Here is a 23,363-nt window from a genome sequence, read left to right on the forward strand (position 1 = left end):
CGAGCAGCGGCGCTGCGGGTTGAGTCGCTTCATGACCGACCGTTCGGACGGTAAGGGTGTGTCACATGTTACACGACCACCCGTGGCGGGTGTCACACCGGGCGCATCGCGGATTTGGTTGTTCGATAATCGAACGTTGTGTTCTAATATCGAATCGGGGGTAGGGTGCCGGCCGTCCTGCCACCGGCCGAAGCAGCCCCGCGACGCAAGGAGACCGATGCCGACGACAGAGAAGCCGACGTCCCACTCGCAGACCCTGTCCCGCGGCCTTCGGGCCCTCGAGTTGCTCGCGGAGGCGCCCGAGGCGATGAGCATCGCGGAACTCGCCGCGGGACTCGGCGTCCACCGCTCGATCGCCTACCGGATCCTCCGCACCCTCGAGGACCATGCCCTGGTGATGCGCGACGACACCGGGCGCGTGGAGGGCGCCCCCGGTCTCGCCGCCCTGGCGCGCGGCGTGCAGCGGGACCTGCAGTCCGCGGTCCTGCCGGAGCTCGGCGCCCTGGCCAACGAGCTCGGCATGACCGCGTTCCTGGCCGTCTGGGACCACCACGACTGCACGACCCTGCTCACGGTCGAGCCGCGCGGGGTACAGGGCATGGTGGTCCAGCGTCCGGGGTCGCGGCATCCGGTCGAACGCGGGGCCCCGGGGATCGCCATCCAGTCGGCGTTCTCCCCCGCCGAATGGGCGGAGGAGGCGCCGGGCCAGCCGTACGGAGAGGTCGCGTTGCTCGCCCGCGCGGCGGGCTACGCCTCGAGCCGCGACCAGGTCATCAAGGGCGTGACGTCGCTCGCGGCGCCCCTGCGGGTTCCCGGGCACCTGCCGGCCGCACTGGCCGTGGTGTTCACCACCGCCTCGACGGACATCGACTCCGACGAGTTGGGCGCACGGCTGATCCGTGCGGCCGAGTCGGTGCGGCGCGCGCTCGGCGGCTAGCGGGCGGTCGCGTCGAGTGCCGCGCCCGCCGGTGCGCCGTCCGCCGGGAGGGCGCCGTGGCCGGCGTCCGCATCCTTCGCGGCGGGCGCCCCCAGGGTGGACGGGGCGTCGATCGTCGACCCGCTCCGCCGCTTGCGCACGTGCAGGCGCGTGGGAATGCGCTGCTTCATCTCGGCGACGTGGCTGACCAGGCCGACGACGCGGCCCCCGCGGCGTAGCCCATCGAGCGCGTCCATGACGAGCTCCAGGGTCCCGGCGTCGAGGCTGCCGAAACCCTCGTCGACGAAGAGGGTCTCCATGTCGATGCCGCCGGCGCGGTGTTGGACCGTGTCGGCCAGGCCGAGGGCCAGGGCGAGCGAGGCCATGAAGGACTCCCCGCCGGACAGCGTCGACGTGTCGCGCCGCTGGCCGGTCCATGCGTCGACGACCTGCAGGCCCAGCCCTCCCCGCCCGCGGCCGCCCCCGGCGTCGTGGTGCACGAGCGAATACCGCTGGGCCGTCATGACCTGCAGCCGCTCGGTCGCGGCGGCGGCGACGTCCTCGAGCCTCGCCGCGAGGACGTAGGTGGACAGTGACATCCGGTAGCGGTTCTCCCCCGCGCCCCGCGCGACGTCGGCCAGCCCCCGGACGCGGTCGTGTTCGGCCAGGAGCGGCCCCAACCGCGCCGCGAGACCCCGAAGCCGCCCCGACTGCTTGGTGAAGCGCCGTGCGTAGTCGTCGAGGACCGCCAGTCGTCCTGCCGCCGACACAGCGGCCTCCCGGGCGGCGACGGCCGCCTCGCGCGCGGCCACGGTCTCCCCGGGCGACGGCGCGGACCGGCCCGCCGCCTCGTCCTCCAGGGCGGAAGACACCTCGGCGGTGCCGGACAAGGCCTCGAGGGCGCTGTCCTCCCGGTCGAAGGCGGCCACCGCGCGGGACACCTCGGCCGCAAACCCGGGGGCCAGGAGGGCGGCGTCCGCCGCACCCCGGTCGGCAAAGCCCTGGGCGCGCAGCGCCTCGCCGAGCCGCTCGGCCGCGTCGCTCTCCGCGGACTCGCAGGCGGCCAGCCGGTCGCGGGCGGCCGCGGCGTCGGCGAGCATCCCCCGGACGGCCTCCAGCGCCCGAAGCCGGGCCCGGATGGATGGGTAGCCGTCCCGCAGGGCATCGATCCGTTGGGCGTACTCCGCAGCCGTGCGCTCTGCCTCGCCGGCCCGCACGTGGTGCGCGTCGTGGTCACGTTCGGCGGAAGCCACGCGTGCAGTCAGCGTGTCGAGCGTGGCCTCAGCCCGGGCGAGTGCCGCGGCCGCCGCTTCGGCCCGTGCGGCGGCCTCGGCGGCGGCGCGTTCGGCGGCCTCCGCCGCGCGCAGGGCCGCCAGAGCGGTGTCCGGCTCCACGTCTCCCGCCCGGCCGCGGGCTGCGGACTCCTCCTCGCGGGCCGCCGCGAGCACGCCCCGGGCCGTGTCCGCAACGGCCTCCGCGGCCTCGGCGGCGGAGCGCGCCCGTTCCTCGTCGGCCTCGGAGAACGCGACGGCGCCGTCCCGCGCGGGCGCGGGGTGCTCTGTTCCGCCGCAGACGGGACACGGCGCACCGGGTTCCAGGTCGGCGGCCAGCGCGGCGGCGTAGCGCGCCCATCGGGCGCGGCCGACGCGAACGGCCTCTTCCCGGGCGCCCAAGGCTGCGCCCTGGGCGCGCGCCCACTCCTCCTCCGCGGCCCGGCTCCGCTGGCGGCAGGCCTGCGCGTGTTCGGCGGCGGCGTGCCGGTCCCGGGCCCGCTCGACGTCGGCGGCCCGCTGTTGGTGCGTTGCCGCGAGCTCGGCGGCCTGCTCCATGTCGGTCCTGAGGCCGGGCAATCCCGCCTCCACCCCGGCCTGCCGCTCCCGCAGGGTCGCCGCTTCCGCCGCGGCCGCCGTGGCCGCGGCCCGCGACTTCTCGGCGGCCCGCCGGGATTCGCGGAGCGCCTCCTCCTCCCCCGCGGCGGCCTGCACGACGGCGGCGTCGTCGGCAGCGCTCCGTGCTGCAGCCGAGGTGCCGCTCCCCGCGGCCAGGTAGGAGGCCGCCAGCGGGTTGCCCGCGGCCAGGGCGTCCGCTTCCGCACGTTGCTTTGCCGCCGCCGCGCGAGACGCCTCGGCCCGGTCGTGGCCCGTGGCGGCGTCGCGGACGCGCTCGGCCCGGGCGTGTGCCTCCAGCTGGTCCCGCTGCGCGGCGGCGGCGGCGCTGCCGGCCGCGTGGGCCGAGCGGCGCGTGCGCAGCTCGGCCAGCCGCGCGTGGCGCTCGCTCCGCCGTTCGAGGGCGTCGAGCTCGGCGCGGGCATGCTCCGCCCCGGCCTGCGCGGCAGCCGAGGCGGCGGCCGCGGACCCGCGGTGGCGCTCCAGCCGCTCCCCGATGCGGTCCAGAAAGGAAGCGTCGTCCCCGTCTCCCGCTGTGCCGCCGTCCCCGGCGCCAGCGCCCTCGGCAACACCGGGCCGTTCGGCGTCCGCTCCGCCGGGGCGAACCTCTCCGTCGCCCGGGGCCCCGCCGCCGGAGGCCGGCGCGTCGGGCTCCAGTCCCTCCCCGCGCGCGGCGCTACCGCCGGGCCCCACCCCGTCGGCCGCCGCAGGCCCGGCTGCCTCCGGTCCCAGGCACGCGGTGGCGTCCTCGGCCACCGCGGCGCGCAGTTCATCGCGTTCCCGCACCGCATCCTCGCAGGCCCGGCGGGCCGACGCGAGGCGTTCCGCGAGCTCCTGCTCCAGGGAGGCGTACAGGCTCGTGTCGAAGAGCCGCTTGAGCAGGTCCTCCCGTTCCTTGTCCTTGGCCCGCAGGAACCGGGCGAACTCGCCCTGCGGGAGCATGGCCACCCGCGTGAACTCCTCCTTGCCCATCCCGAGGACGGCCCGGAGCTCGGCGGAGACCTCGTCGTTGCGGGCAGACTTCTCCACCCACACGCCACCGACCCACTCCCGCAGCAGGCTCTTGGCCTGCGCGGTGGTGGTGCCGCCGCCCCTCTTCGCGGGCCGCTGCCACGACGGCGAGCGGGTGACCTCGAAGCGCCGGGAACCCGCAGTGAATTCGCAGACGACTTCGGGTGCCGCACCGGACGCAGCGTGGTCGCTGCGGAGGCTGCGGCTGCCCTCCCGGGCCCCCGGCAGGGCCCCGTACAGGGCATAGCAGACGGCATCCAGCACGCTGGTCTTGCCGGCGCCCGTCTCCCCATCGAGCAGGAACAGCCCCGCCTCCGACAGGACGTCGAAGTCGATCTCCTCCCGGCCCGCGAACGGCCCGAAGGCCTGCAACCGGAGCCTGTGCAGCCTCACCGCGCGACCCCGGCCACGACGGTGCCGAGCGCGTCCTGAAGCAGTTCGCCCTCCGGCCCGTCGACCGGGCGTTCCCGGACGTGGTCCACGAATCCCGCACACACGTCGAGCGGGTTCTCGGCCCTCGCCAGCCGGTCCCGGTAGCTCGACGGGTCGGAACGCGGACCGCCGGCCGGCGCGAAGCGCAGCTCCAGCGTGTGCGGGAACCGGCGCCGCAGGCGCTCCATCGCCTGGGCCGGGCGGTCGCGGTCCGTGAGGGTGACTTGGCACCAGGCGCCCTCCGCCGCGCCGAGTCCGGGATCGGCCAGGAGCTCTTCCAGCGGGCCCGAGAGCACCGCCAAGGCCCGCTGGGGGGCCCAGTCCACCGGGTGGACGGCTCCCAGGCCGGCCGGCGTGAGCTCGACCAGCCAGGCCCCCTTCGAATGGGAGGCCTCCGAGAAGGAGTAGGCCAGGGGCGATCCGCTGTACCGCACGTTGTCGGCCAAACGCTGGCGCCCGTGCAGGTGGCCCAGCGCCGCGTAGGTGAAGTCGGAGAAGTACGGCACCGGAACCGTGTCCAGCCCGCCGACGGCCAGCACGCGCTCGGAGTCGCTGGGCTCGGACCCGGCGGCGAAAACGTGGGCCATGGCCACGGAGTGGGCCGGCCTTCCGGCCGCGGACACCAGCGCGGCGTGCGAGGCCCGCACCCGGTCCAGGGCAGCCTGCAGGACCGGCGCATGCCCGGGGGCGTCGACGCCGAGGCGGTCGGCCACGAGGCGCGGTTCCAGGTAGGGCAGGCCATAGACCGCGACGTCGAATCCCTCCCCGGGGAGGACGACGGGAGACTCAAGGGTCCCGGGGTCGGTCAGGAGGTGGACACCGGAGCGGGACAGCAGGCGGGCCCCGAATCCGAGCCGCAGCGCGGAGTCGTGGTTGCCGCTCGTGGCCACGACCGCGGCTCCGGCGTCCGCCAGGCGCGACAGCGTCTCGTCGAACAGGCTGACGGCGTCGACGCCGGGCAGGGCGCGATCGTACACGTCGCCCGCCACGAGGACGGCGTCGATCCCCTCGGAGCGGACGGTCTCGACGAGCTGGTCGGCGAACCGCTCCTGGGCGGGGAGCATTCCGGTGCCGTGGAACGAGCGGCCGAGGTGCCAGTCGGAGGTATGGAGCAGGCGCATGCGAATCACCCTAGCGTCCCCGACCGACGGGTTGGGGCGGGACGTGGCCACCGGTGGACTCGCTAGAATTGGCGGGTGCCAGCAACGACCCCACGCCCCCAGTCCCCCGACCTTCTTCTGTCGTCTCTGGCCGCCGGAGCCACGGCCTCGGCGCGCGCCGGACGCCCCAGCGAGGCCTCCACGCTGCAGTGGTTCGCGCTGGACGGCCTGACCGAGGCCCTGGAGTGGGCGAACGACGGGGCGGCGGCCGACGAGGCGGCCTGCCTGTGGCTCGCCGGGCTCCGTTGGCGCCGGTTCGCCACCGGGTCGTTCCCCCCGCACGCCCCGGAGCCCCTCGACCGGTGGATTGACGGTGCCCTCGAGGGAGCCGCCTCCGGTGGCCTCGTCTCCGGGGACCCGGCCAACCCGGCGGGGCTGTCCCACCCCGACATGGGCACCGTCGCCCGCCCCGTCGCTGGGGCACCGGACGGCGCCGGGGTTCTGGCGCGGGCCGCCGTGGTCGGGTTCCTTCCGCTGGTCGAGGAAAGCACGACGGCGAAGCTGGCGCGCGACGCCGCCGCGCTGACGCACGGGACGGCCGCGCAGGCCGCGGCGGCCAGGACGGCACTGCTGGTGCGCGCGGCCCTTGCCGAGACCGACCCGCAGGGCGTCCTGCGCGCGTTCCTCGCCGAGGACGCGCCCGCGGGCGTCGCCGGCGGGGCACTGCGCTCGGCCGTCGAGGCCGCCCTGGACGGGTCCCCGGCCGGGGACACCGACATCGACTGTCTCGCCGGGAACCTCCGCGGCATCGCGGCGCCGGCGCAGATCGACGTCGATGCGGCCCCCTCCGCGGACGCCCTGGCCGGCCTGGCGGACCGGTGGAACCGCCAGGTGGCCGCGGCCACGGGAACCTAGGCGCGGGGACGTCGACCCCCGGCGGGGCCGGCGGCTACGCCCCGGCGGGGACGGCGGCGGGCCAGGGTCCGCCGACCATCTGGAGGAATTCGCCCTCGCCCACGACCGACACCTCGACGCCGCGTTCGCGCAGCGTCAACACGCGCCGCGCCTTCGCCGTCAGGCGTCCGGAGTTCAGGTCCGAGGCGACGAACCCGTCGCCCACGACGAGGACCGTGGTCGCCAGCGTGACCCGGTTCGCCGTGCGGGCCCCCATCGTGGCGGCCCGCCGCTTGGCTTCGGACCGGCTGATGCCCAGGTTGCCCGTGAACACCACGGTTTCCCCGTGGAGCGGGTGGGACGGGTCGGCGTCCGGGTTGGGCTCGGGGTTCTCGCCTTCCTGGGGCCACAGCGCCCACTCGGGCTGCTGCGGGATCGCGTGGCCCGCGGAACGCCACCCCCGGGCGTCGCGCGTGGCGCGGGACAGTTCGTCCCCCGGCACGTAGGCCTCGTGGCGCCCCAGGGCCACCCCCAGGGTGCCTGCCGCGTCGGCCACCGTCCCGGAGCCGTGGCGCCGGCCGATGTCGATCATGATCGACGCGCAGGCCTCGGCGTCGGCGCCGGCGTCGTGGTGGTTCTCCAGCGGGCTCCCGGCCGCCTCCGCGACGAAGGGAAGGGAGTAGGACGGCAGGGAGTAGCACTTGCGGGAGAGCTTGACCGTGCACGCGAAGTCGTAGGCGGGGCCGGCCAGCTCGGAGACCTCGAGCCCGGAGCGGATGACCCCGAGGTCGAAGGCCGCGTTGTGGGCGACGAGCGTGTCCTCGCCGATGAACGCGGCCATGGCGCCGAAGAGCTCGCCGAACCGGGGCGCGCCGGCGACCATGTGCGGGGTGATGCCGTGGATCTGCACGTTGCGCGGGTCGAAGTGGTCGTAGCCGGCGGGCGGCCGCATGAGCCACGTGGCGCGTTCGGCGACGGCGCCGCCCCGCACGCGCACCAGCCCGACGCTGCACGCCGACCCGCGGAAACCGTTGGCGGTCTCGAAGTCGATGGCGGTGAAGTCGAGGCTCACGGCGCTTCCTCGCGCCGCTCCTGGGCCCGCTCGTGCCGGTGGCCCCGGACCTTGGACACGACGAACCAGGCCACGGCGGCGAGCACGAGCGCGATGACGACCTTCTGGAAGATGGAGGCGTACTCCTCGACCACGTGCCAGTTCTCGCCGAGGTAGAACCCCGCGACGATGAACAGCGAGTTCCAGACGAGGCTCCCCGCCGTCGTCAGCAGGATGAACTTCCATTGCGGCATGGCCGTGACGCCCGCGGGAATGGAGATCAGCGAACGGAAGATGGGGATCATCCGGCCGAAGAAGACCGTGGACGCCCCGTGCTTGTCGAACCACGCCTCCACGCGGTCGACGTCGCCGATGTCCACGAGCGGGAGGCGGTAGGCGAGCCGGCGCGTCCGCTCGCGGCCCAGGGCGCGGCCGACCCAGTAGAGCGCGATGGCGCCCACCACCGAGCCGATCGTGCACCAGACGATGGCCTCGAACAGCGTGAACGAGCCCCGGCTCGCGGTGAAGCCCGCCAGCGGCAGGATCACCTCCGACGGCAGCGGCGGGAACAGGTTCTCGAGGGCGATCGCGAGGGCGGCGCCGGGAGGGCCGATCGTCTCCATGAGGCCGACGGCCCAGTCGGCGATGGCGCCGAGGGAGCCCCCGGACTGGGAGGCGGACTCGGACGCGGCGGTCGGAAGGTGGGATAGCATCGCCTTCCATTGTGCCCCAGCCCGCCGCCCGCCGCGGCCCCTCTGCGGGTCCGTGTGTCGGACACCGCAGCGGCGGCCCGGGCGTCAGGCCGGGGTCACGCCCAGCGCGTTGGCGACATGCGGAACCAGCGCACGGAACGCCTTGCCGCGGTGGCTGATCGCGTTCTTCTTCTCGGGCGCCAGCTCGGCGCAGCTGAGCTTGAGCCCCTCGGGGCGCAGGATCGGGTCGTAGCCGAAGCCGCCGTCGCCCCTGGGTTCGCGCAGCAGCGACCCGGACAGGGTCCCGCGTTCGACGTGGTCGCCCCCGCCGGGGACCGCCAGCGCGGCCGCGCACACGAACGCCGCGCCGCGGTGGGACTCGTCGATGTCGGACAGCTGGTCGAGGAGCAGGCGGAGGTTCGCCGCGTCGTCCCCGTGGCGCCCGGCCCAGCGGGCGGAGAAGATCCCGGGGGCGCCGCCGAGGACGTCGACGGCGAGGCCCGAGTCGTCGGCAACCGCCACGAGGCCGGTGGCCTCGGCGACGGCGCGGGCCTTCAGCAGCGCGTTCTCCTCGAACGTGGTCCCCGTCTCCGCGACGTCCGGTGCCGCGAGGGCGGCGGCGTCGACGACCTCGGTGTCCACGTCCAGCCCGGGGACGCGGTCGCGCAGGATCTCCCGCAGCTCGCGCAGCTTGCCGGCGTTGCGGGTGGCCAGCACCAGGCGGGGCCCGCTCACCGGCCGTCCTCCCCCAGCGTCTCGACCTGGATGCGGGCCAGTTCGGCGGTGCCGGCCAGCGCGAGGTCCAGGAGCGCGTCGAGCTCGGCGCGGCGGAAGGGCGCGCCCTCGGCGGTTCCCTGGACCTCCACGAAGTCCCCGCCGCCGGTGACGACGACGTTCATGTCCGTTTCGGCGCGGACGTCCTCCACGTAGGGCAGGTCCAGCATGGGCACGCCGTCGATGATGCCCACGCTGACGGCCGCCACCGTGTCCTTGAGGACCTGGGCGTTGCGGCCCACGAGACCGCGCCCGACGGCCCAGCGCACGGCATCCGCCAGCGCGACGTAGGCACCCGTGATCGCGGCGGTCCGCGTCCCCCCGTCCGCCTGGAGCACGTCGCAGTCGAGGACGATGGTGTTCTCGCCCAGCGCCTTCGTGTCGATGATCGAGCGCAGCGACCGGCCGATGAGGCGCGAGATCTCGTGCGTGCGCCCGCCGACGCGGCCCTTGACGGACTCGCGGTCGGAGCGCGTGTTCGTGGCGCGCGGCAGCATCGCGTACTCGGCCGTGACCCAGCCGCGGCCCTCGCCCTTGAGCCAGCGCGGGACGCCCTCCGTGAACGACGCGGTGCACAGCACGCGGGTGTTGCCGAACTCGATGAGGGCGGAGCCTTCGGCCTGGGTCGACCAGCCGCGGGTGATGGCGATCGGCCGCAGCTGGTCGGGGGCGCGCCCGTCGGCGCGCACGGTCTGTGCGGGAGTCGAAGTCATGGCACCAGCCTAAGGGTGCCGGGCCGCCGTCAGCTCCAGCGGCGCTGGCGGCCGCGCCGCACCAGGGGCTGCGGCGCCGTCGGCGGCGCGGCCGGGGCGCCCAGCTGGTTGCCCGAGTAGACGCCGTACGTGACGCCGGAGACGGCGATCGCGATGCCGCCGGCGTAGGCGCCCTTGGCCTCCTCGACGACGGTGTTCAGGTCCGTCCACACGGGGATGTGGGTGAGCAGGAGCCGGTCGACGCCGGCCTCGCTCGCCATCTCCCCGGCCCGTTTGCCGGTGAGGTGGACGCCGTCGATCCCGTCGTCGCGCCCCTCCTCGAACGCCGCCTCGCACAGGAACATGTCGGCGCCCCGCGCGGCCTCCACGAGTCCGTCGCAGGTGTCCGTGTCCCCGGAGTACGCCAGGACGGAGGTGCGGATCCGGCCCTCGCCGTCCGGCTCGCGCGCCTCCACGCGCAAGGCGTACGCCTCCTCGATCGGATGGCGCACCGGGAAGGCCGTGATGGTGAACGGACCCACCTCCACGGGCTTGCGCGCCGCCCAGCGGCGGAAGTCGAAGTCCTCGTGCATGCCCGGGTCCAGCGGCAGCCCGTACGCGGTCGCCATGCGGTCGGCCGTGGCTGCGGGCCCCCACACGAGCATCCGCTCGCGGCCCCACCCGTTGGGGTCCCAGTGGATGGCCACGTGCATCCCGCACAGGTCCATGCAGTGGTCGGGGTGCAGGTGGGACAGGAAGATGCCGTCCAGGTCCCTGATGTCCGTGTAGCGCTGCAGCACGCCGAGCGCCCCGCTGCCCAGGTCCAGCAGGATCTTCCAGGTCCGCTCGCCGTCGTTCGCGCTGACGAGGTAGCAGGACGCAGGGGAGCCGGGGCCGGGGAAGGACCCGGTGCAGCCGATGATGGTGAGCTTCACGGCGTTCCCCCCGGTGCGGCGGCGAGCGGGACCCGGGCGATCGAGCCGGTCGGGTACCGCTCCGCGAGGTGTCCGACGTGCTCCACGTGGCCGACCTCCGGACCGAGGAACCGGCGGGCGAGCCCGCCGAAGGCCGCGGCGTCGCCGGTGGCGACGAAGCGCCGCTCCACCGGCAGTCCCCCGTCGTTGGCCAGCCCGTGACGCATCAGCGCGCCGTAGACGTCCTTGGCCGTTTCCTCCGCGCTGGAGACCAGCGTGACCCCGTCGCCCATCACGTAGGAGATGACGCCGGTGAGCAGCGGGTAGTGCGTGCAGCCGAGCACGAGCGTGTCCACGCCCGCGTCGCGCAGCGGCGCGAGGTACTCCTCCGCCGCCGCGAGCAGCTCGTCGCCCGCCGTGACCCCGCGCTCGACGAACTCCACGAAGCGCGGGCAGGCGGCGGACGTGATGGACAGGTGCGGGGCGGCGGCGAACGCGTCCTCGTAGGCCCGGGAGCCGACGGTCGCCTGGGTGCCGATGACGCCGATGCGCCCGTTCCGCGTCGCGGCGACCGCGCGCCGCACCGCGGGCTGGATCACCTCGACCACCGGGATCCCGTAGCGGGCCGTGTAGCGCTCGCGCGCGTCGCGCAGGACGGCGGCCGAGGCGGAGTTGCACGCGATGACCAGCAGCTTGACGCCCGCGTCGACGAGCTCGTCCATCACGTCCAGCGCGTTGGCGCGGACCTCGGCGATCGGCAGCGGCCCGTACGGGCTGCGGGCCGTGTCGCCCACGTAAAGGACGGACTCGTTCGGGAGCTGGTCGATGACGGCCCGGCAGACGGTCAGGCCGCCGACGCCGGAGTCGAAGATGCCCAGGGGCGAAACCGCCCGGGGCGACGACCCCGGGGCCGCGGTCGCGTGCGGGCCGGTTGGGATGGTCATGGTGTACCGAGGATACTGCCTGCCGCCGGAAGGCCGAGGCGGCGTCGGGCGAATGTCGCCGAAGTCACAACGACTGGGCCAGCGCCTGCATCAGGCTCTCCTGGAGCCACGTCACGAAGTTGTAGACCAGCGCCAGGTACTCGTCGACGTCCTCCACGTTGCGGACGTCCACGATGTCGTGGATCCGCTCGGCGTCCTCCTCCGTCTCCAGCCCGAGCCGCTCGGCGAGCACGAGCCGCACGTCGTTCAGCGCGGCGGCGAACCGCGGCGCCGCGGCGCGGTCCAGCACGACGGGGCTGGTCTCGACGGCCAGCGCGGCCGCGCGCAGGCCCCCCAGCTTCGCCTCGCGCAGGCCGCGCTCGGTGAGCCGGCGGAACTCGAGCGAGGCCTCCGCGTCCCCCGCCACGGCGTCCGGCAGCAGGCGCCGCACGGCCGGGTCGGCGGGCGGCGCGACGGCGGCGTCCGAGTTGGGGTCCATCCCGGTCAGCGCCCACAGCGGATCCTCGGGATCCACCCCCGTGGGCGCCCCGCCGCCGTCGTCGAGGAGCTTGACGACGTCCTCGAAGAGGGAGCGCAGCAGGTCGCGCTCGGCGGCGTCCATGGCCGCGACGATGCCGCGCGGCGTGTCCTTGAAACCCGTGGCCGCCACTTACGACTCGTCGGCCCGCTGGAAGGTGGCCCACAGGCCGAAGCCGTGCATCGCCTCGACGTCGGCCTCGACCTTCTCGCGCGAGGCGGTCTCGACGACGGAGCGGCCGCGGTGGTGCACCTCGAGCATGAGCGAGTTCGCCTTCGCCTCGTCGTAGCCGAAGTAGCTGCGGAAGACGTAGCTGACGTAGCTCATGAGGTTGACGGGGTCGTTCCAGACAATCAGGACGTACGGGACGTCGCGGTCCGCGCGCTCGCGGGTCTCCGGCCGCTCGAGCACGTCGGTGGAAGAGATCGGTGCGGGCATGTGCCCCATTCTACGCCGCCGAGGCGCGGCCCACCGCTAGAGTGTGGAGCCCCGACCCCGCACCCAACGAGGAGCCCCGCCCCATGCGGCTGCACCCCACCGCGCTGTACACCGACCACTACGAACTGACCATGCTCGAGGCGTCCCTGCACTCGGGGGCCGCGCACCGGCGCTCCGTCTTCGAGGCGTTCGCCCGCCGCCTGCCCGACGGGAGGCGGTACGGCGTCGTCGCCGGCACCGGCCGGATCCTCGAGGGGCTCGAGTCCTTCCGGTTCGGCGACGAGGAGCTGGCCTTCCTGGCGGACCGCCGGGTCGTGGACGAGCGCACGCTGGACTACCTCGCCGGCTTCCGGTTCACCGGCACCATCCACGGCTACGCGGAGGGGGAGCTGTACTTCCCGCACTCGCCGGTCATGGTCGTCGAGTCGACGTTCGCGGAGGCCTGCGTCCTGGAGACGTTCATCCTCTCGGTCCTGAACCACGACACGGCCATCGCGTCGGCGGCCTCCCGGATGGTCGCCTCCGCCGGGGACCGCCCCTGCATCGAGATGGGCTCGCGCCGCACCCAGGAGGAGTCCGCCGTGGCCGCGGCGCGGGCGGCAGTCATCGCCGGGTTCGACAGCACGTCCAACCTCGAGGCGGGCCGGCGCTACGGCCTCAAGACGGTCGGCACGGCCGCGCACTCCTTCACGCTCCTGCACGACACCGAGCGCGCCGCGTTCGAGGCCCAGGTCGCGTCCCTGGGACGCGGCACGACGCTGCTCGTGGACACCTACGACGTGGAGCAGGGCGTGCGCACCGCCGTCGAGGTCGCCGGCCCCGAGCTCGGCGCCGTCCGGCTGGACTCCGGCGACCTGGTCGACCAGGCGCGCTGGGTGCGGCGGCTGCTGGACGACCTGGGCAACCACGACACCCGCATCATGGTCACGAGCGACCTGGACGAGCACGCGATCGGCGCGCTGCAGTCCGCGCCCGTGGACGCGTACGGGGTCGGCACCCAGCTCGTCACCGGCTCGGGCGCGCCCACGGCGTCGATGGTCTACAAGCTGGTCGGGCGCGAGGACGACGGCGGGGCCTTCGTGCCGGTCGCCAAGGCGGCGAAGAACAAGACCAGCGTCGGGGGCCGCAAGTTCGCGCTGCGCCGGATCAACGAGCGCGGCCGCATGACCGCCGAGGTCGTCGGCGTTGGACGCCCGCCCGCCGGCGACTCCAACGACCGCCCCCTGCTGGTCCCGCTCGTGGAGGAGGGCCGCGTCGTCGACGGGTGGACGGGGGCCGAGGGCGTCCGCCGGGCCACGCAGCGCCACCACGACAGCGTCGTCGAGCTGCCCGGGACCGCGCGCCGCATGCAGCCGGGAGAGCCGGTGGTGCCGACCGAGTTCGTCGAGGGAGAATAGGACCATGGGCAAGGCACTCGTCATCGTGGACGTCCAGAACGACTTCTGCCCCGGCGGCTCGCTGGCCACCCCGGCCGGCGCCGACGTGGCCGCGGCCATCGCGGGGCACGTGCGCGACCGGCGCGGGGAGTACGACGTGGTGGTCGCGACCCAGGACTGGCACATCGATCCGGGCGACCACTTCTCCGAGCACCCCGACTTCGTGGACTCGTGGCCACGGCACTGCGTCGCCGGCTCCGCGGGGGCGCGACTCCACCCGGCCCTGTCGCCGGTGGTCGAGGCCGGGCTCGTCGACGCCGTCTTCCGCAAGGGCCAGCACGCGGCCGCGTACTCCGGGTTCGAGGGCCGCTACGCGGGCGCGCCGGCGCCCGCCGCGGGCGGCGACGCGGCCGACGGCGGCGTCGGCAGCGGCGAGGCCGGCGAGGAGCTCGCGCCGTGGCTGCGCGGCCAGGGCGTGGACGAGATCGAGGTCGTCGGGATCGCGACGGACTACTGCGTGCGGGCCACGGCGCTCGACGGGGTCTCCGCGTCGTTCACGACCTCGGTGATCGCCCCGCTCACGGCCGCCGTCCACCCCGAGAACGTCCAGCGCGTCCTGGGCGAGCTGCGCGACGCCGGCGCCGAGGTCCACGCCTCCTAGCGCCGGGCGCGGCGCCCCGGCCCACGGGACGCGGGCGGCCGCGCCAGGGCGTCAGGACCTCCCGACGAACCAGCCCTGGAGCTTCTGAAGGCGGCGGTGGAGGTCGTCGGCGCTGGCCTGGGCGACGGCGGGGCCGCCGCACTGCTCCCGCAGCTTCGTGTGGATGACCCCGTGCGGGGTCCCGGTCCGGGCCGCCCACGCGGAGACGCTCTTCGACAGCTGGCTGCGCAGGTCCATGAGGCGGCGGTGGTCCACGACTCCCGGCTCGGGCTCCGCGGCGGCGGGCGCGGCCTTCCGGCGCGTGGCGTGCTCGAGCTGGCGCTGGCGCAGCAGGGTGCCCACCTGGTCCGCGTCCAGCAGGCCGGGGATGCCCAGGAAGTCCGCCTCCTCGTCGGAGCCCATCGCCCCGCCCGTGCCGAACTCGCCGCCGTCGAACAGCACCCGGTCGAACGCCGCCGCCGACTCCAGGGCCTCGAACTTCTGGCCGGTCAGCGCGGACGACGCCTTCTCCTCCCGGTTGGCCTCGTCCATGAGGGCCTCCTCGGGGACGAACTCCGGGTCGTCGACGTGCTTCTCGGGCCGGTCCAGGGCGTGGTCGCGCTCGACCTCCATCTGGTTGGCCAGCTCCATGAGCACGGGCACGGAGGGCAGGAACACGCTCGCCACCTCGCCGCGCTTCCGCGAGCGCACGAAGCGGCCGACGGCCTGCGCGAAGAACAGGGGCGTCGACGTCGAGGTGGCGTAGACGCCGACGGCGAGGCGCGGCACGTCGACCCCCTCGGAGACCATGCGCACCGCGACCATCCAGCGCTGCTCGCCCGCAGAGAACTCCTCGATCTTCTCCGAGGCCTTCGCGTCGTCGGAGAGGATCGTCGTGACCGGCTCCCCCGTGATCCGCTTGAGCTGGGCCGCGTACGCCCGGGCGTCCTCGTGGTCGGTCGCGATGACCAGGCCGCCGGCGTCGGGGACGGTGCGCCGCACCTCGGTGAGGCGGCGATCGGCCGCGGCGAGCACCGCGGGGATCCACTCGCCGTTCGGGTCGAGGGCGGTGCGCCAGGCGTGTGCCGTGATGTCCTTCGTGAAGCCCTCGCCGAGGTTGGCGGCCATCTCCTCGCCGGCGCTGGTGCGCCAGCGCATCTGGCCGGAGTAGGCCATGAAGATGACCGGCCGCACGACGTGGTCCTTGAGCGCGTTGCCGTACCCGTAGGTGTAGTCGGCGCGGGAGCGGCGGATCCCGGCGGCGTCCTCGGCGTACTCGACGAACGGGATCGCGGCCGTGTCGGAGCGGAACGGCGTTCCGGTCAGCGCCAGGCGCCGCGCCGCGGGCTCGAAGGCCTCGCGGATGCCGTCGCCCCAGCTGAGCGCGTCGCCGCCGTGGTGGATCTCGTCCAGGATCACCAGCGTGCGCGCGGCCTCGGTCTTCGCCCGGTGCAGGAGCGGCTTCGAGGCGACCTGCGCGTACGTGACGGCGACCCCGATGTACCCGGCGCCGTGGCGCCCGTCGGCGTTGCGGAAGTTCGGGTCGAGCGCCAGGCCGATGCGCGCGGCCGCGTCCGCCCACTGGCGCTTCAGGTGGTCGGTGGGGGCGACGACGGTGATCCGGTTGATGGTGCCGGCCTCCACGAGCATCGCCGCCACGCGCAGCGCGAACGTCGTCTTGCCCGCGCCGGGCGTGGCGACGGCGAGGAAGTCGCGCGGCGCCATCGTGAAGTACTTCTCGAGGGCCTCCTGCTGCCACTGCCGCAGCTTCGGCGCAGTGCCCCAGGCGGCCCGTTCCGGGTAGGCCGGCGGCATGCTTTCGCCGAGACTGAACAGGGCGTCGCCCACGGGACCTCCTAGCGGTAGCGCAAATGGATGGGCCGGCTCGCCCGCGAGCCGGCCCGGATGTGGTCGCGCGCCCACGCACGCCCGGAGTCCCCGGGGCGCGGGCGGCGCGGCTAGTCGTCGGCGGAGTCCCCGCCGGTGCCCTGCAGGCCCTCGTAGATCGCCTTGCAGTCGGGGCAGACCGGGAACTTGTTCGGGTCGCGGCCCGGAACCCAGACCTTGCCGCAGAGCGCGATCACCGGCTCGCCCGTCAGGGCGGACTCCATGATCTTCTCCTTGCGGACATAGTGGGCGAACCGCTCGCGGTCCCCGGGCTCCACCTCGCGCAGTTCCTCGCGCTCGATGGTGGCCGTGCCACCGGCGGGCTGGCGGGGGTCGTTCTCGTACGGGTCCGCGGGATGGCTCATGCCGCCCAGTCTACCAACGCAGGGGGACCGGTCGCCGCAATCCACACGCCCGCGGCCGGCCCCGACCGGTCACCGGTTCCGGACGGTCGCCTGCATCAGCTCGGGCAGCCGGGCGTCGAACCAGCGGCCGCCGAGGCGGATCCCGGCCAGCAGCAGCACGCCGCCCAGGACGAGCCCGCAGGCCAGGGTCGCCCACGCCAGGGTGGCCGAGCCGGTGGCCCAGGCCGCGGCGCCGAGCGCGATTTCCGGGGCGAGCAGCACGCCCATCACACCGACCACGGCGAGTTGGACGACCGCCATCCTCACCCCGCCGCCCGGCGGCGCCTTGAACGGGCTCTCCCCCGGCTGGGGCACGCCGTAGGTGAACCGGGCGGAGGCCACCGACGACACGCCGAAGCCGGTCAGCAGCGCGCCCAGCGAGAGCCCGAGCAGCACCGGCAGCAGCTCCGACCGCCCCAGGGCCAGCGGCGGCACGACCGCGAGCAGCAGTACCACGGGCAGGGAGAACGACGCGCAGGCCACGACGCGGCCCAGCCGGTCGTCGCGGCCCCGGAGGCCGGAGACCACGTGCAGCGCGAACGCCGTGGAGTCGTAGGAGACGTCCGCGGAGATGCTGAACGCGAGCATCGTCGCCACGACCGGGGCGGCGAGCAGCAGGGGCAGGTCCGAGCCGCTCTCGCGCCCCGCCCACCAGAGCACGACCGGAAGCAGGGGCACGACGACGATGCTCGCCGCGTAGCGCGGGTCCTTCAGCCAGTACACGAGGGCGCGAGCCGCGACCGCGCCCCACGGCGTGGCCGGCAGCCGGCCCAGCGGACCCAGCCCCGCGGCGGTCCCGCCGCCGGCCTGCCGGGGCGGGGTCTCCAGTGCCGCGACGAGCATCCGGCGCCACAGCAGCAGCCCGCCGGCCAGGTAGCCCACGGCGAGGGCGAACCGCGCCGCCGCCGTCGCCCACTGGCCGGTGGCCACGTCGCCGGGGACCGCCGCGAATGCGCCCCACGGCGTCCACCCGGCCACCGCCGCCGCGCCCGCGAGCCAGCCCCCGGCGGACGCGGCACCCGCCTCGAGCCGCGCGATGATCGGCCCGAGCAGCACGAGCGGGACGAACAACAGCACGGCCCCGGCTTCGCGCACCCTGCGGTTGGTCGCCAGGGACGCGGTGGCCGTCGTCGCCAGCCGGGCCAGGACGGCGCAGAGCACCGCGGCGAGGACGCCGCAGGCGACGGCGACGCCCGCCGCGGCGGGGAAGGCCCGCCACGACAGGCCGAGTCCCGCGAATAGCAGCAGCGTGGCGGCGCCGGGGACGCCGATGAACTGCCCGGCGAGCAGCCCGGCCGCGAGCCGGGACGGCGGCACCGTGAACGTCGCGAACCGGGTCGGGTCCAGCGTGAGGTCGATGCCGGTGAGCAGGACCGGGACCACCGTCCAGCCGAGCGCGACCAGCGACACCGCCGCCACGGTCGCCGTCGACACGACCGCGGGCTCCAGCGACCCGAGGAAGAACTGCCCCACCAGCAGCATCGCGACGAGGGACAGCCCGTACAGGCCGCCGATGACCACCCCCACGAGCTGCCACGGGCTGCGCCGGAAGCCGTTGGCGAGCAGGGTCGCCTTGAGGCGGATCAGGTGCGCAACCACGACAGTCCCCCTCCGCCGGCGCGGCCCCCGACCAGACCGACGAAGCGGTCCTCCAGGCTCTCCCCCGCGCGGACCTCCTCGACGGTCCCGGACGCCAGCAGGTGCCCGCCCGCCATGACGGCGACGTGGGTGCACATGCGCTGCACGAGGTCCATCACGTGGCTGGAGACGACGACCGTTCCGCCGTGGGCGACGTAGTCGGCGAGCAGGTCCCGGATGTTCGCGGCGGAGACCGGATCCACGGCCTCGAACGGCTCGTCCAGGACGAGCACGCGCGGGGCGTGCACCAGCGCGGTGGCCAGCGCGGCCTTCTTCATCATGCCGGCGGAGTAGTCCACCACCAGCTTCCCGGCGGCGTCCGCCAGGTCCAGCACCCGCAAAAGGTCCTCCGTACGCCCGGCGACGGTCTCCCGGTCCATGCCGCGCAGCAGGCCGGCGTAGGTGACCAGCTGGCGCCCGCTCAGGCGGTCGAACAGGCGGACACCGTCCGGCAGGACCCCGAGCAGGCCCTTGGCCCGCCGGGGGTCGGCCCAGACGTCGGCGCCGTGGACCCAGGCCCGGCCCGCGTCCGGGCGCAGCAGTCCCGTCGCCATGGACAGCGCCGTCGTCTTGCCGGCCCCGTTCGGGCCCACGAGCCCGTAGAAGGACCCGGACGGGACGTCGAGGTCGAAGCCGTCGACGGCGATCTTGTCGCCGAACCGCTTGCCGAGGCCGCGCACGGCCAGCGCCGGGGGCGCCGCGGCGCCGTCGTCTGTACCCATACCGGCAACGTACCAACGGCCCCGGGGCGGGAGGATCATCCGTGCGGGCGAAATCCGCGCTCATCCCTGCGGACGACGGCGGGCCCCGGACCGCAGGGTCCGGGGCCCGCCAAGGGCCGGCTCGGGGCCGGCCGGGGCGCTAGAAGAGCACGCGCGCCAGCGCCTGGCGCGAGGCCGCCACCCGCGGGTCCTGCGTCCCGACGACGGCGTAGAGCTCGATGAGCCGGGCCCGCACGCGCTCGCGCTCGTCGCCGGCCGTCCGGCCCACGAGCCCCACGAGGCGGCGGAAGGCGTCCTCCACGTGGCCGCCACTGACGTCCAGGTCGGCCACGGCCAGCTGGGCGTCGACGTCGTCGGGGTTCGCGGCGGCGGCGTCGCGGGCGACGTTCAGGTCCAGGTCCCGGGTGCGGCGCAGCAGCCCGACGTGCGCGAGGCCGGTTTCGGCGTCCGTGTCGTTCGGCTTCTCGGCGAGGGCCTTGCGGAACGCGGCGGCCGCCGCGTCGTAGTCCCCCGCCTCGATCGCGTCGTGCGCCTCCTGGTGCAGCGGGGGCAGCGGCGCCTCCTCCGGCGCGGCGTCCGGGTCCGCGGACGCGAGCGGGGGCACGGAGCCCGAGACGCCGTGCTGCAGGGCCAGGGCCAGCAGCTCGTCGAGCAGCGAACGGAGCTGCTCCTCCGGCATGGCGCCCTGGAACAGCGGCACCGGCTGCCCGTTGACCATGGCGACCACGGCGGGGATCTGCTGGACGCGGAACGCCTGGGCGATCGCGGCGTCGCGGTCGGTGTCCACGGTCGCCAGGACGAGCCGGCCGCCATAGGAGTCGACCACGCGGCCGACCGCGGCATCGAGCTCGGCCGAGGCGGGCACCGACGCGCTGCCCAGCGACACGACCACGGGCACGCGGCTCGAGAGCTGGACCAGTTCGGGGAACCCCTCCTGGTCGACGGAGCGGACCCAGCTGCCGCCGGCCCCGGTGCCCGGGGCGGCGCCGGACGGGGTGCCGGAGGGGGCGCCGCCGGAGGGCGTGCCACCGGAGGGGGCGCCACCGGCCTGGCGGTTCAGGGCCGAGAGGTCCACCGCGCCGCGGGCGGCCGGTGCGGTCGGTTCTTCGGAAGTCGTCATGGCTCCTACCTTATGCAGTCGCAGGGCTGGTGCGCTCGCGGACGGCCGCGGGGGTCGGCGGCCCGGCCGCCGGAGCCCCGGGCGCCGGTCGGGGAACTATCCGCCGTGGGAGGCGCTCTGGAGCACGGACTCCCCGGCGGCGAGCGAGATCTTCTCGCCGCTGCCCTCCGCGGGGACGCGCAGCAGGACCGGTTCGGCGTACGTCGACTTGGCGGTGCCCGTCGTGGTTCCGCCGCCGGCCAGCTTGTCGGCCTGCTTGTCCGCGAACCCGACGGTGCCGCCGGCCTCCTTGGGCTCGATCGTCATGGTGCTCGTGATGTAGGCGTAGACGAGGGCACCGCCGTCGGGCGTGGACAGCGCCGTGACCGAGTCGCCGTCCACGGAGCGCTTGAAGTCGATGTTCGCGTCGCTGCTGCCGTCGGCCTCGAGGACCTCCTTCTGGGCGGCGTGGGTCTGTTCGATGAAGACGCTCTCTGCGAACTTGGACTTGGCCTGGTGCGAGGGGTCGTCCAGGAAGGCGGCGAGCTGGTCGACGGCCTGCCGCGGCGTGGAGACGAGGCCCTGGGCGTTGCCCGGCAGCCGGCGCACCGACGTGTCGCCGACGGCGATGCCCGGGAACCCGGGGCCGGGCAGGATCGACATGCTGGACATCAGCCGGTAGTTCGAGCGCGGCTTCTCCTGGCGGAGCACCAGGGCCTGCGGCAGCTCCTTCTCGTTCTCCTGGGTCACGGCGATGAACGTGCGCGGCCAGTCGGTCGCGGCGGGCACGGCGGTGGAGCGGACCGCGGACGGGACGGCGGCGGGCGCGGGCACCTCGACGCCGTCCGCGCGCTGGGCGTAGTTGGTCTTGCGCATCGCCAGCGCGTGGCCGGCGACCCGGGAGCGGAGCTTGTCCGCGTCCTTGGCCTCGTCGCCGGTGGCCACCGCGCGGGACACGGACTCGAGGATGCGGTCCATCTGCGGCTCGATGAGGATCGGCGGCGCGGCCTGGCCGTCGGCCTGGCCGGACGGCGATGCGGCGCCGGCGGACCCCGACTCCGGGGCGGCGGTGGCCGCGCCGACCGGGGCCAGGGCGAGGCCCGCGGCGGCCAGCCCGGCGGCCACCATGCGGGTCGGGGTGGGGCGCTGGATCGGCTGCGTGTCGTCGGCGCGGCGCTCCGTGGCGGCCAGCCCGGTGCCGCCGCCCCGGCGGCCCAGGACGAGCAGGGCCAGGCCGAGGACCACGAGCAGCGCGCCGGCGATGATCAGGGGCAGCGCGAAGGGGGTGCCGGCGTCGTTGGGCCAGGACACGGTGATGTCCGTCGGGGCGGCCGCCTTGCCGTCCTTGGCGACGAGCAGGGACCAGTCGCCGTCGGCCGGCTCGGTCCACTGGTGCGTCAGGCTCCCCTCGGCGGTCTCGGTGGCGACCCAGAGGTCGGACCGCGCCGGGTTCGGCACGGAGGACTCGCCTCCGGTGTGCTCGGCGAAGAGCGTGCCGTTCTCCGCGTTCACACCGGTGATGGTGTTGTGCGCGGCGTCGCCGACCCACGCCTCGACGTCCGCGGAGCGGCCGAGGGCGACGGTGAACTCCCCCTCGCCGGAGATCTCGACGTCGACGGGTTCGTCGTGGATGTCATCGACGCTCGGCTCGATCACGGTCAGGGGCGCGTCCTCGAGCGACGTGGACAGGCTGGCCGTCGCCGTCTCGGGCGGCGCCCAGAACGTCCGTTGCCCGATGCCCGCCACCAGGCCGGCAAGGCCCAGCAGGATGGACAGGACAGCTAACAGGATTCGCACAGGCCACAACCTCGTAGAGTTTCGGGGGATCGGTCTTCTTCGCGGCAGCCGGCAGCGCGACACGACACGCCAGCCCACCATCCAATGGTAACGAATTGGTTACCGGTAGGGTTCCCCGCTGTGCCGCATCCCACGGCCGCGCCCGTGGGCGCCCGCCGACGGCGGGACTCGGGGCGCCGCCCCGGGGCCGGGTAGGCTCCCGCTTGTGGAGAACGATCACGCACGTCACCCCCCGGATCCGGGTGGCCCCGCGGACCCCGGCCAGGGTCCCGGCGGAACCGGCGCCCCGGAGTCCAACTCCGGCGGCGGCGACGCCTCCCCCGGGGCGCGCCACGCCGCCGGCTCCCGCCCGGCCCCCCGCACGGGCGTGCACACGGTGTCGCGGCTGATGGCCGCGGTCGGCGCGCGCCGCCAGCGGCCCGGCCAGCGCTACGGGATGCCCCCGGAGCCGGAGGGCGAAGGCTCGGCCGCCGAGCGGAGCCAGCCCTACCGCCTCGACCGCCACCCCATCCAGACGGGGTTCATGGCGACCGTCGGTGTGGGGCTGGCCCTGCTCGGCTACTTCGTCATCACGAACGTCGGGCAGCTCGTCGTCTGGATCACCATCGCCCTGTTCATCGCGCTCGGCCTGGACCCCATCGTGCGCGGCCTCGAGCGGCGCGGGGTCCCGCGGCCCGCCGGGGTCGTGGCGGCCATGCTCCTGCTGGCCGCGCTGTTCGCCGGGGTCTTCGGCGCGCTGATCCCCACCGTGGTCACGCAGACGACGCAATTCGTCGAGCGGATCCCGGACTACATGGACGCGTTCTTCAACTCGGACGCGTTCCTGACCGTCGACCGGCAGTTCCAGCTCCGCGACCGGATCGAGGGCGAGGTCCAGCGGTTCTTCGAGGACTCGACGGCCGTCGGCGGACTTTTCGGCGGGGTGATCGGCGCGGGCACGGTGATCGCCCAGGCCATGTTCGGCACCCTGACGGTCCTCGTCCTCGCGATCTACTTCCTCGCCTCGCTGCCCGCGCTCAAGGCCTGGTCCTACCGCCTGGCCCCGCGATCGCGCCGGCCGCGCGTGCAGGTCCTCACCGAGCAGATCACGAGCTCGGTGGGCCACTACGTCACCGGCCAGGCCTGCGTCGCGGGCCTGAACGCGCTGTACGCGTTCGTGCTCATGACCGTGCTGGGGCTCCCGTTCAGCCTGCTGCTGGCGATCGTGGTGGCGTTCCTGGCGTTCGTGCCGCTGATCGGCGCCGTCACGGCGGGCGTGCTCGTGTCGCTGCTCGCGCTGACCGTGGACCTGCGCACCGCGCTGCTGTACGCGCTGTTCTACTTCGCGTACCTGCAGTTCGAGGCCTACTTCATCTCCCCGCGCGTCATGCAGCGCGCGGTCGCGGTGCCCGGCGCGGTCGCCGTCATCGCCGTCATCGCCGGCGGGGCCCTCATGGGCATCGCCGGCGCGCTCATGGCGATCCCGACGGCGGCGGCCGCGATGCTGCTGCTGCGCGAGGTCTTCGTCCCGCGCCAGGACCGGCTCTGAACGACGGCCGC

General features: G+C 74.8%; 21 protein-coding genes. 5 read left to right on the forward strand and 16 right to left on the reverse strand.

Going from position 1 to position 23,363, the window contains the following annotated elements; genetic code table 11:
* Nucleotides 1-217 precede the first annotated feature (217 nt).
* On the forward strand, nt 218-937 hold the full coding sequence (locus AC1Q5D_RS03460; protein ID WP_481737171.1) for an IclR family transcriptional regulator: 720 nt from the start codon (nt 218-220) through the stop codon (nt 935-937).
* Here AC1Q5D_RS03460 and AC1Q5D_RS03465 read toward each other — a convergent pair.
* Both AC1Q5D_RS03465 and AC1Q5D_RS03470 read right to left on the reverse strand, forming a co-directional pair.
* Nucleotides 934-4,206 (reverse strand): AAA family ATPase, encoded by a 3,273-nt coding sequence (locus tag AC1Q5D_RS03465; protein ID WP_481737172.1) that lies wholly within the window; start codon nt 4,204-4,206, stop codon nt 934-936. The genes AC1Q5D_RS03460 and AC1Q5D_RS03465 overlap by 4 nt on opposite strands.
* Nucleotides 4,203-5,366, reverse strand: a complete 1,164-nt coding sequence (locus AC1Q5D_RS03470; protein WP_481737173.1) for an exonuclease SbcCD subunit D — start codon at nt 5,364-5,366, stop codon at nt 4,203-4,205. The genes AC1Q5D_RS03465 and AC1Q5D_RS03470 overlap by 4 nt, the downstream gene beginning before the upstream one ends.
* 75 nt (nt 5,367-5,441) lie before the next feature.
* Here AC1Q5D_RS03470 and AC1Q5D_RS03475 point away from each other — a divergent pair, with 75 nt between their 5' ends.
* Nucleotides 5,442-6,260 carry an ADP-ribosylglycohydrolase family protein gene (locus AC1Q5D_RS03475; protein WP_481737174.1) on the forward strand — a complete coding sequence of 273 codons (819 nt, stop codon included), beginning with the start codon at nt 5,442-5,444 and terminating at the stop codon, nt 6,258-6,260.
* Nucleotides 6,261-6,294: 34 nt separating this feature from the next.
* Here AC1Q5D_RS03475 and AC1Q5D_RS03480 read toward each other — a convergent pair whose 3' ends face one another.
* From AC1Q5D_RS03480 to clpS, 8 genes are all read right to left on the reverse strand, one after another.
* Nucleotides 6,295-7,311, reverse strand: a complete 1,017-nt coding sequence (locus AC1Q5D_RS03480; protein WP_481737175.1) for a 3'-5' exonuclease — start codon at nt 7,309-7,311, stop codon at nt 6,295-6,297.
* The gene (locus AC1Q5D_RS03485; RefSeq protein WP_481737176.1) at nt 7,308-8,003 is read right to left on the reverse strand and encodes a DedA family protein; all 696 of its coding nucleotides are present in this window, start codon (nt 8,001-8,003) and stop codon (nt 7,308-7,310) included. The genes AC1Q5D_RS03480 and AC1Q5D_RS03485 overlap by 4 nt, the downstream gene beginning before the upstream one ends.
* Before the next feature lie 84 nt (nt 8,004-8,087).
* Nucleotides 8,088-8,717: an RdgB/HAM1 family non-canonical purine NTP pyrophosphatase gene (rdgB, locus tag AC1Q5D_RS03490; RefSeq protein WP_481737177.1), complete on the reverse strand. Its 630-nt coding sequence runs from the start codon at nt 8,715-8,717 to the stop codon at nt 8,088-8,090.
* Nucleotides 8,714-9,469 (reverse strand): ribonuclease PH, encoded by a 756-nt coding sequence (gene rph / locus AC1Q5D_RS03495; protein WP_481737178.1) that lies wholly within the window; start codon nt 9,467-9,469, stop codon nt 8,714-8,716. The genes rdgB and rph overlap by 4 nt, the downstream gene beginning before the upstream one ends.
* A 29-nt stretch (nt 9,470-9,498) precedes the next feature.
* Nucleotides 9,499-10,383, reverse strand: a complete 885-nt coding sequence (locus tag AC1Q5D_RS03500) for an MBL fold metallo-hydrolase (RefSeq protein ID WP_481737179.1) — start codon at nt 10,381-10,383, stop codon at nt 9,499-9,501.
* Entirely contained in the window at nt 10,380-11,306 is a 927-nt protein-coding gene (gene murI / locus AC1Q5D_RS03505; protein WP_481737180.1) for a glutamate racemase, read from the reverse strand. Before murI ends, AC1Q5D_RS03500 begins: the two co-directional genes overlap by 4 nt.
* A gap of 64 nt (nt 11,307-11,370) precedes the next feature.
* Nucleotides 11,371-11,955: a DUF2017 family protein gene (locus AC1Q5D_RS03510; RefSeq protein ID WP_481737181.1), complete on the reverse strand. Its 585-nt coding sequence runs from the start codon at nt 11,953-11,955 to the stop codon at nt 11,371-11,373.
* On the reverse strand, nt 11,956-12,261 hold the full coding sequence (gene clpS, locus AC1Q5D_RS03515; RefSeq protein WP_481737182.1) for an ATP-dependent Clp protease adapter ClpS: 306 nt from the start codon (nt 12,259-12,261) through the stop codon (nt 11,956-11,958). It abuts the gene before it with no gap.
* 83 nt (nt 12,262-12,344) lie between these two features.
* On the opposite strand from clpS, the gene AC1Q5D_RS03520 reads away from it, so the two are divergent.
* Together AC1Q5D_RS03520 and AC1Q5D_RS03525 are read left to right on the forward strand one after the other, a co-directional pair.
* Nucleotides 12,345-13,658, forward strand: coding sequence for a nicotinate phosphoribosyltransferase (locus tag AC1Q5D_RS03520; protein ID WP_481737183.1), 1,314 nt, complete (start codon nt 12,345-12,347; stop codon nt 13,656-13,658).
* Between the two features lie 4 nt (nt 13,659-13,662).
* Nucleotides 13,663-14,298, forward strand: coding sequence for an isochorismatase family protein (locus AC1Q5D_RS03525; protein ID WP_481737184.1), 636 nt, complete (start codon nt 13,663-13,665; stop codon nt 14,296-14,298).
* Nucleotides 14,299-14,349: 51 nt separating this feature from the next.
* On the opposite strand, the gene AC1Q5D_RS03530 is transcribed toward AC1Q5D_RS03525, so the two are convergent.
* From AC1Q5D_RS03530 to AC1Q5D_RS03555, 6 genes are all read right to left on the reverse strand, one after another.
* The gene (locus tag AC1Q5D_RS03530; RefSeq protein WP_481737312.1) at nt 14,350-16,092 is read right to left on the reverse strand and encodes a DEAD/DEAH box helicase; all 1,743 of its coding nucleotides are present in this window, start codon (nt 16,090-16,092) and stop codon (nt 14,350-14,352) included.
* Nucleotides 16,093-16,235: 143 nt separating this feature from the next.
* Nucleotides 16,236-16,529 (reverse strand): DUF3039 domain-containing protein, encoded by a 294-nt coding sequence (locus AC1Q5D_RS03535; RefSeq protein ID WP_481737185.1) that lies wholly within the window; start codon nt 16,527-16,529, stop codon nt 16,236-16,238.
* Nucleotides 16,530-16,598: 69 nt separating this feature from the next.
* Nucleotides 16,599-18,167: a transporter gene (locus AC1Q5D_RS03540; RefSeq protein ID WP_481737186.1), complete on the reverse strand. Its 1,569-nt coding sequence runs from the start codon at nt 18,165-18,167 to the stop codon at nt 16,599-16,601.
* A complete protein-coding gene (locus AC1Q5D_RS03545; protein WP_481737187.1) occupies nt 18,152-18,928 on the reverse strand; it encodes an ABC transporter ATP-binding protein in 777 nt (258 codons plus the stop codon). Before AC1Q5D_RS03545 ends, AC1Q5D_RS03540 begins: the two co-directional genes overlap by 16 nt.
* Nucleotides 18,929-19,067: 139 nt before the next feature.
* Nucleotides 19,068-20,048 carry a co-chaperone YbbN gene (locus tag AC1Q5D_RS03550; protein WP_481737188.1) on the reverse strand — a complete coding sequence of 327 codons (981 nt, stop codon included), beginning with the start codon at nt 20,046-20,048 and terminating at the stop codon, nt 19,068-19,070.
* Between the two features lie 96 nt (nt 20,049-20,144).
* Nucleotides 20,145-21,824 (reverse strand): DUF8094 domain-containing protein, encoded by a 1,680-nt coding sequence (locus tag AC1Q5D_RS03555; protein ID WP_481737189.1) that lies wholly within the window; start codon nt 21,822-21,824, stop codon nt 20,145-20,147.
* Nucleotides 21,825-22,029: 205 nt separating this feature from the next.
* On the opposite strand from AC1Q5D_RS03555, the gene AC1Q5D_RS03560 reads away from it, so the two are divergent.
* Nucleotides 22,030-23,352, forward strand: a complete 1,323-nt coding sequence (locus tag AC1Q5D_RS03560) for an AI-2E family transporter (RefSeq protein ID WP_481737190.1) — start codon at nt 22,030-22,032, stop codon at nt 23,350-23,352.
* The last annotated feature ends 11 nt before the right edge of the window (nt 23,353-23,363 follow it).

The sequence above is a fragment of the Arthrobacter paludis genome (genome assembly GCF_056782315.1).

What these genes read in the sequence shown, in the direction of transcription:
- AC1Q5D_RS03545 (WP_481737187.1), bottom strand. Translation starts at nt 18,928, where the DNA reads ATGGGTACAGACGACGGCGCCGCGGCGCCCCCGGCGCTGGCCGTGCGC.
- rph (WP_481737178.1), bottom strand. Translation starts at nt 9,469, where the DNA reads ATGACTTCGACTCCCGCACAGACCGTGCGCGCCGACGGGCGCGCCCCC.
- AC1Q5D_RS03520 (WP_481737183.1), top strand. Translation starts at nt 12,345, where the DNA reads ATGCGGCTGCACCCCACCGCGCTGTACACCGACCACTACGAACTGACC.
- AC1Q5D_RS03470 (WP_481737173.1), bottom strand. Translation starts at nt 5,366, where the DNA reads ATGCGCCTGCTCCATACCTCCGACTGGCACCTCGGCCGCTCGTTCCAC.
- AC1Q5D_RS03460 (WP_481737171.1), top strand. Translation starts at nt 218, where the DNA reads ATGCCGACGACAGAGAAGCCGACGTCCCACTCGCAGACCCTGTCCCGC.
- AC1Q5D_RS03525 (WP_481737184.1), top strand. Translation starts at nt 13,663, where the DNA reads ATGGGCAAGGCACTCGTCATCGTGGACGTCCAGAACGACTTCTGCCCC.
- murI (WP_481737180.1), bottom strand. Translation starts at nt 11,306, where the DNA reads ATGACCATCCCAACCGGCCCGCACGCGACCGCGGCCCCGGGGTCGTCG.
- AC1Q5D_RS03485 (WP_481737176.1), bottom strand. Translation starts at nt 8,003, where the DNA reads ATGCTATCCCACCTTCCGACCGCCGCGTCCGAGTCCGCCTCCCAGTCC.
- AC1Q5D_RS03530 (WP_481737312.1), bottom strand. Translation starts at nt 16,092, where the DNA reads ATGCCGCCGGCCTACCCGGAACGGGCCGCCTGGGGCACTGCGCCGAAG.
- clpS (WP_481737182.1), bottom strand. Translation starts at nt 12,261, where the DNA reads ATGCCCGCACCGATCTCTTCCACCGACGTGCTCGAGCGGCCGGAGACC.
- AC1Q5D_RS03535 (WP_481737185.1), bottom strand. Translation starts at nt 16,529, where the DNA reads ATGAGCCATCCCGCGGACCCGTACGAGAACGACCCCCGCCAGCCCGCC.
- AC1Q5D_RS03550 (WP_481737188.1), bottom strand. Translation starts at nt 20,048, where the DNA reads ATGACGACTTCCGAAGAACCGACCGCACCGGCCGCCCGCGGCGCGGTG.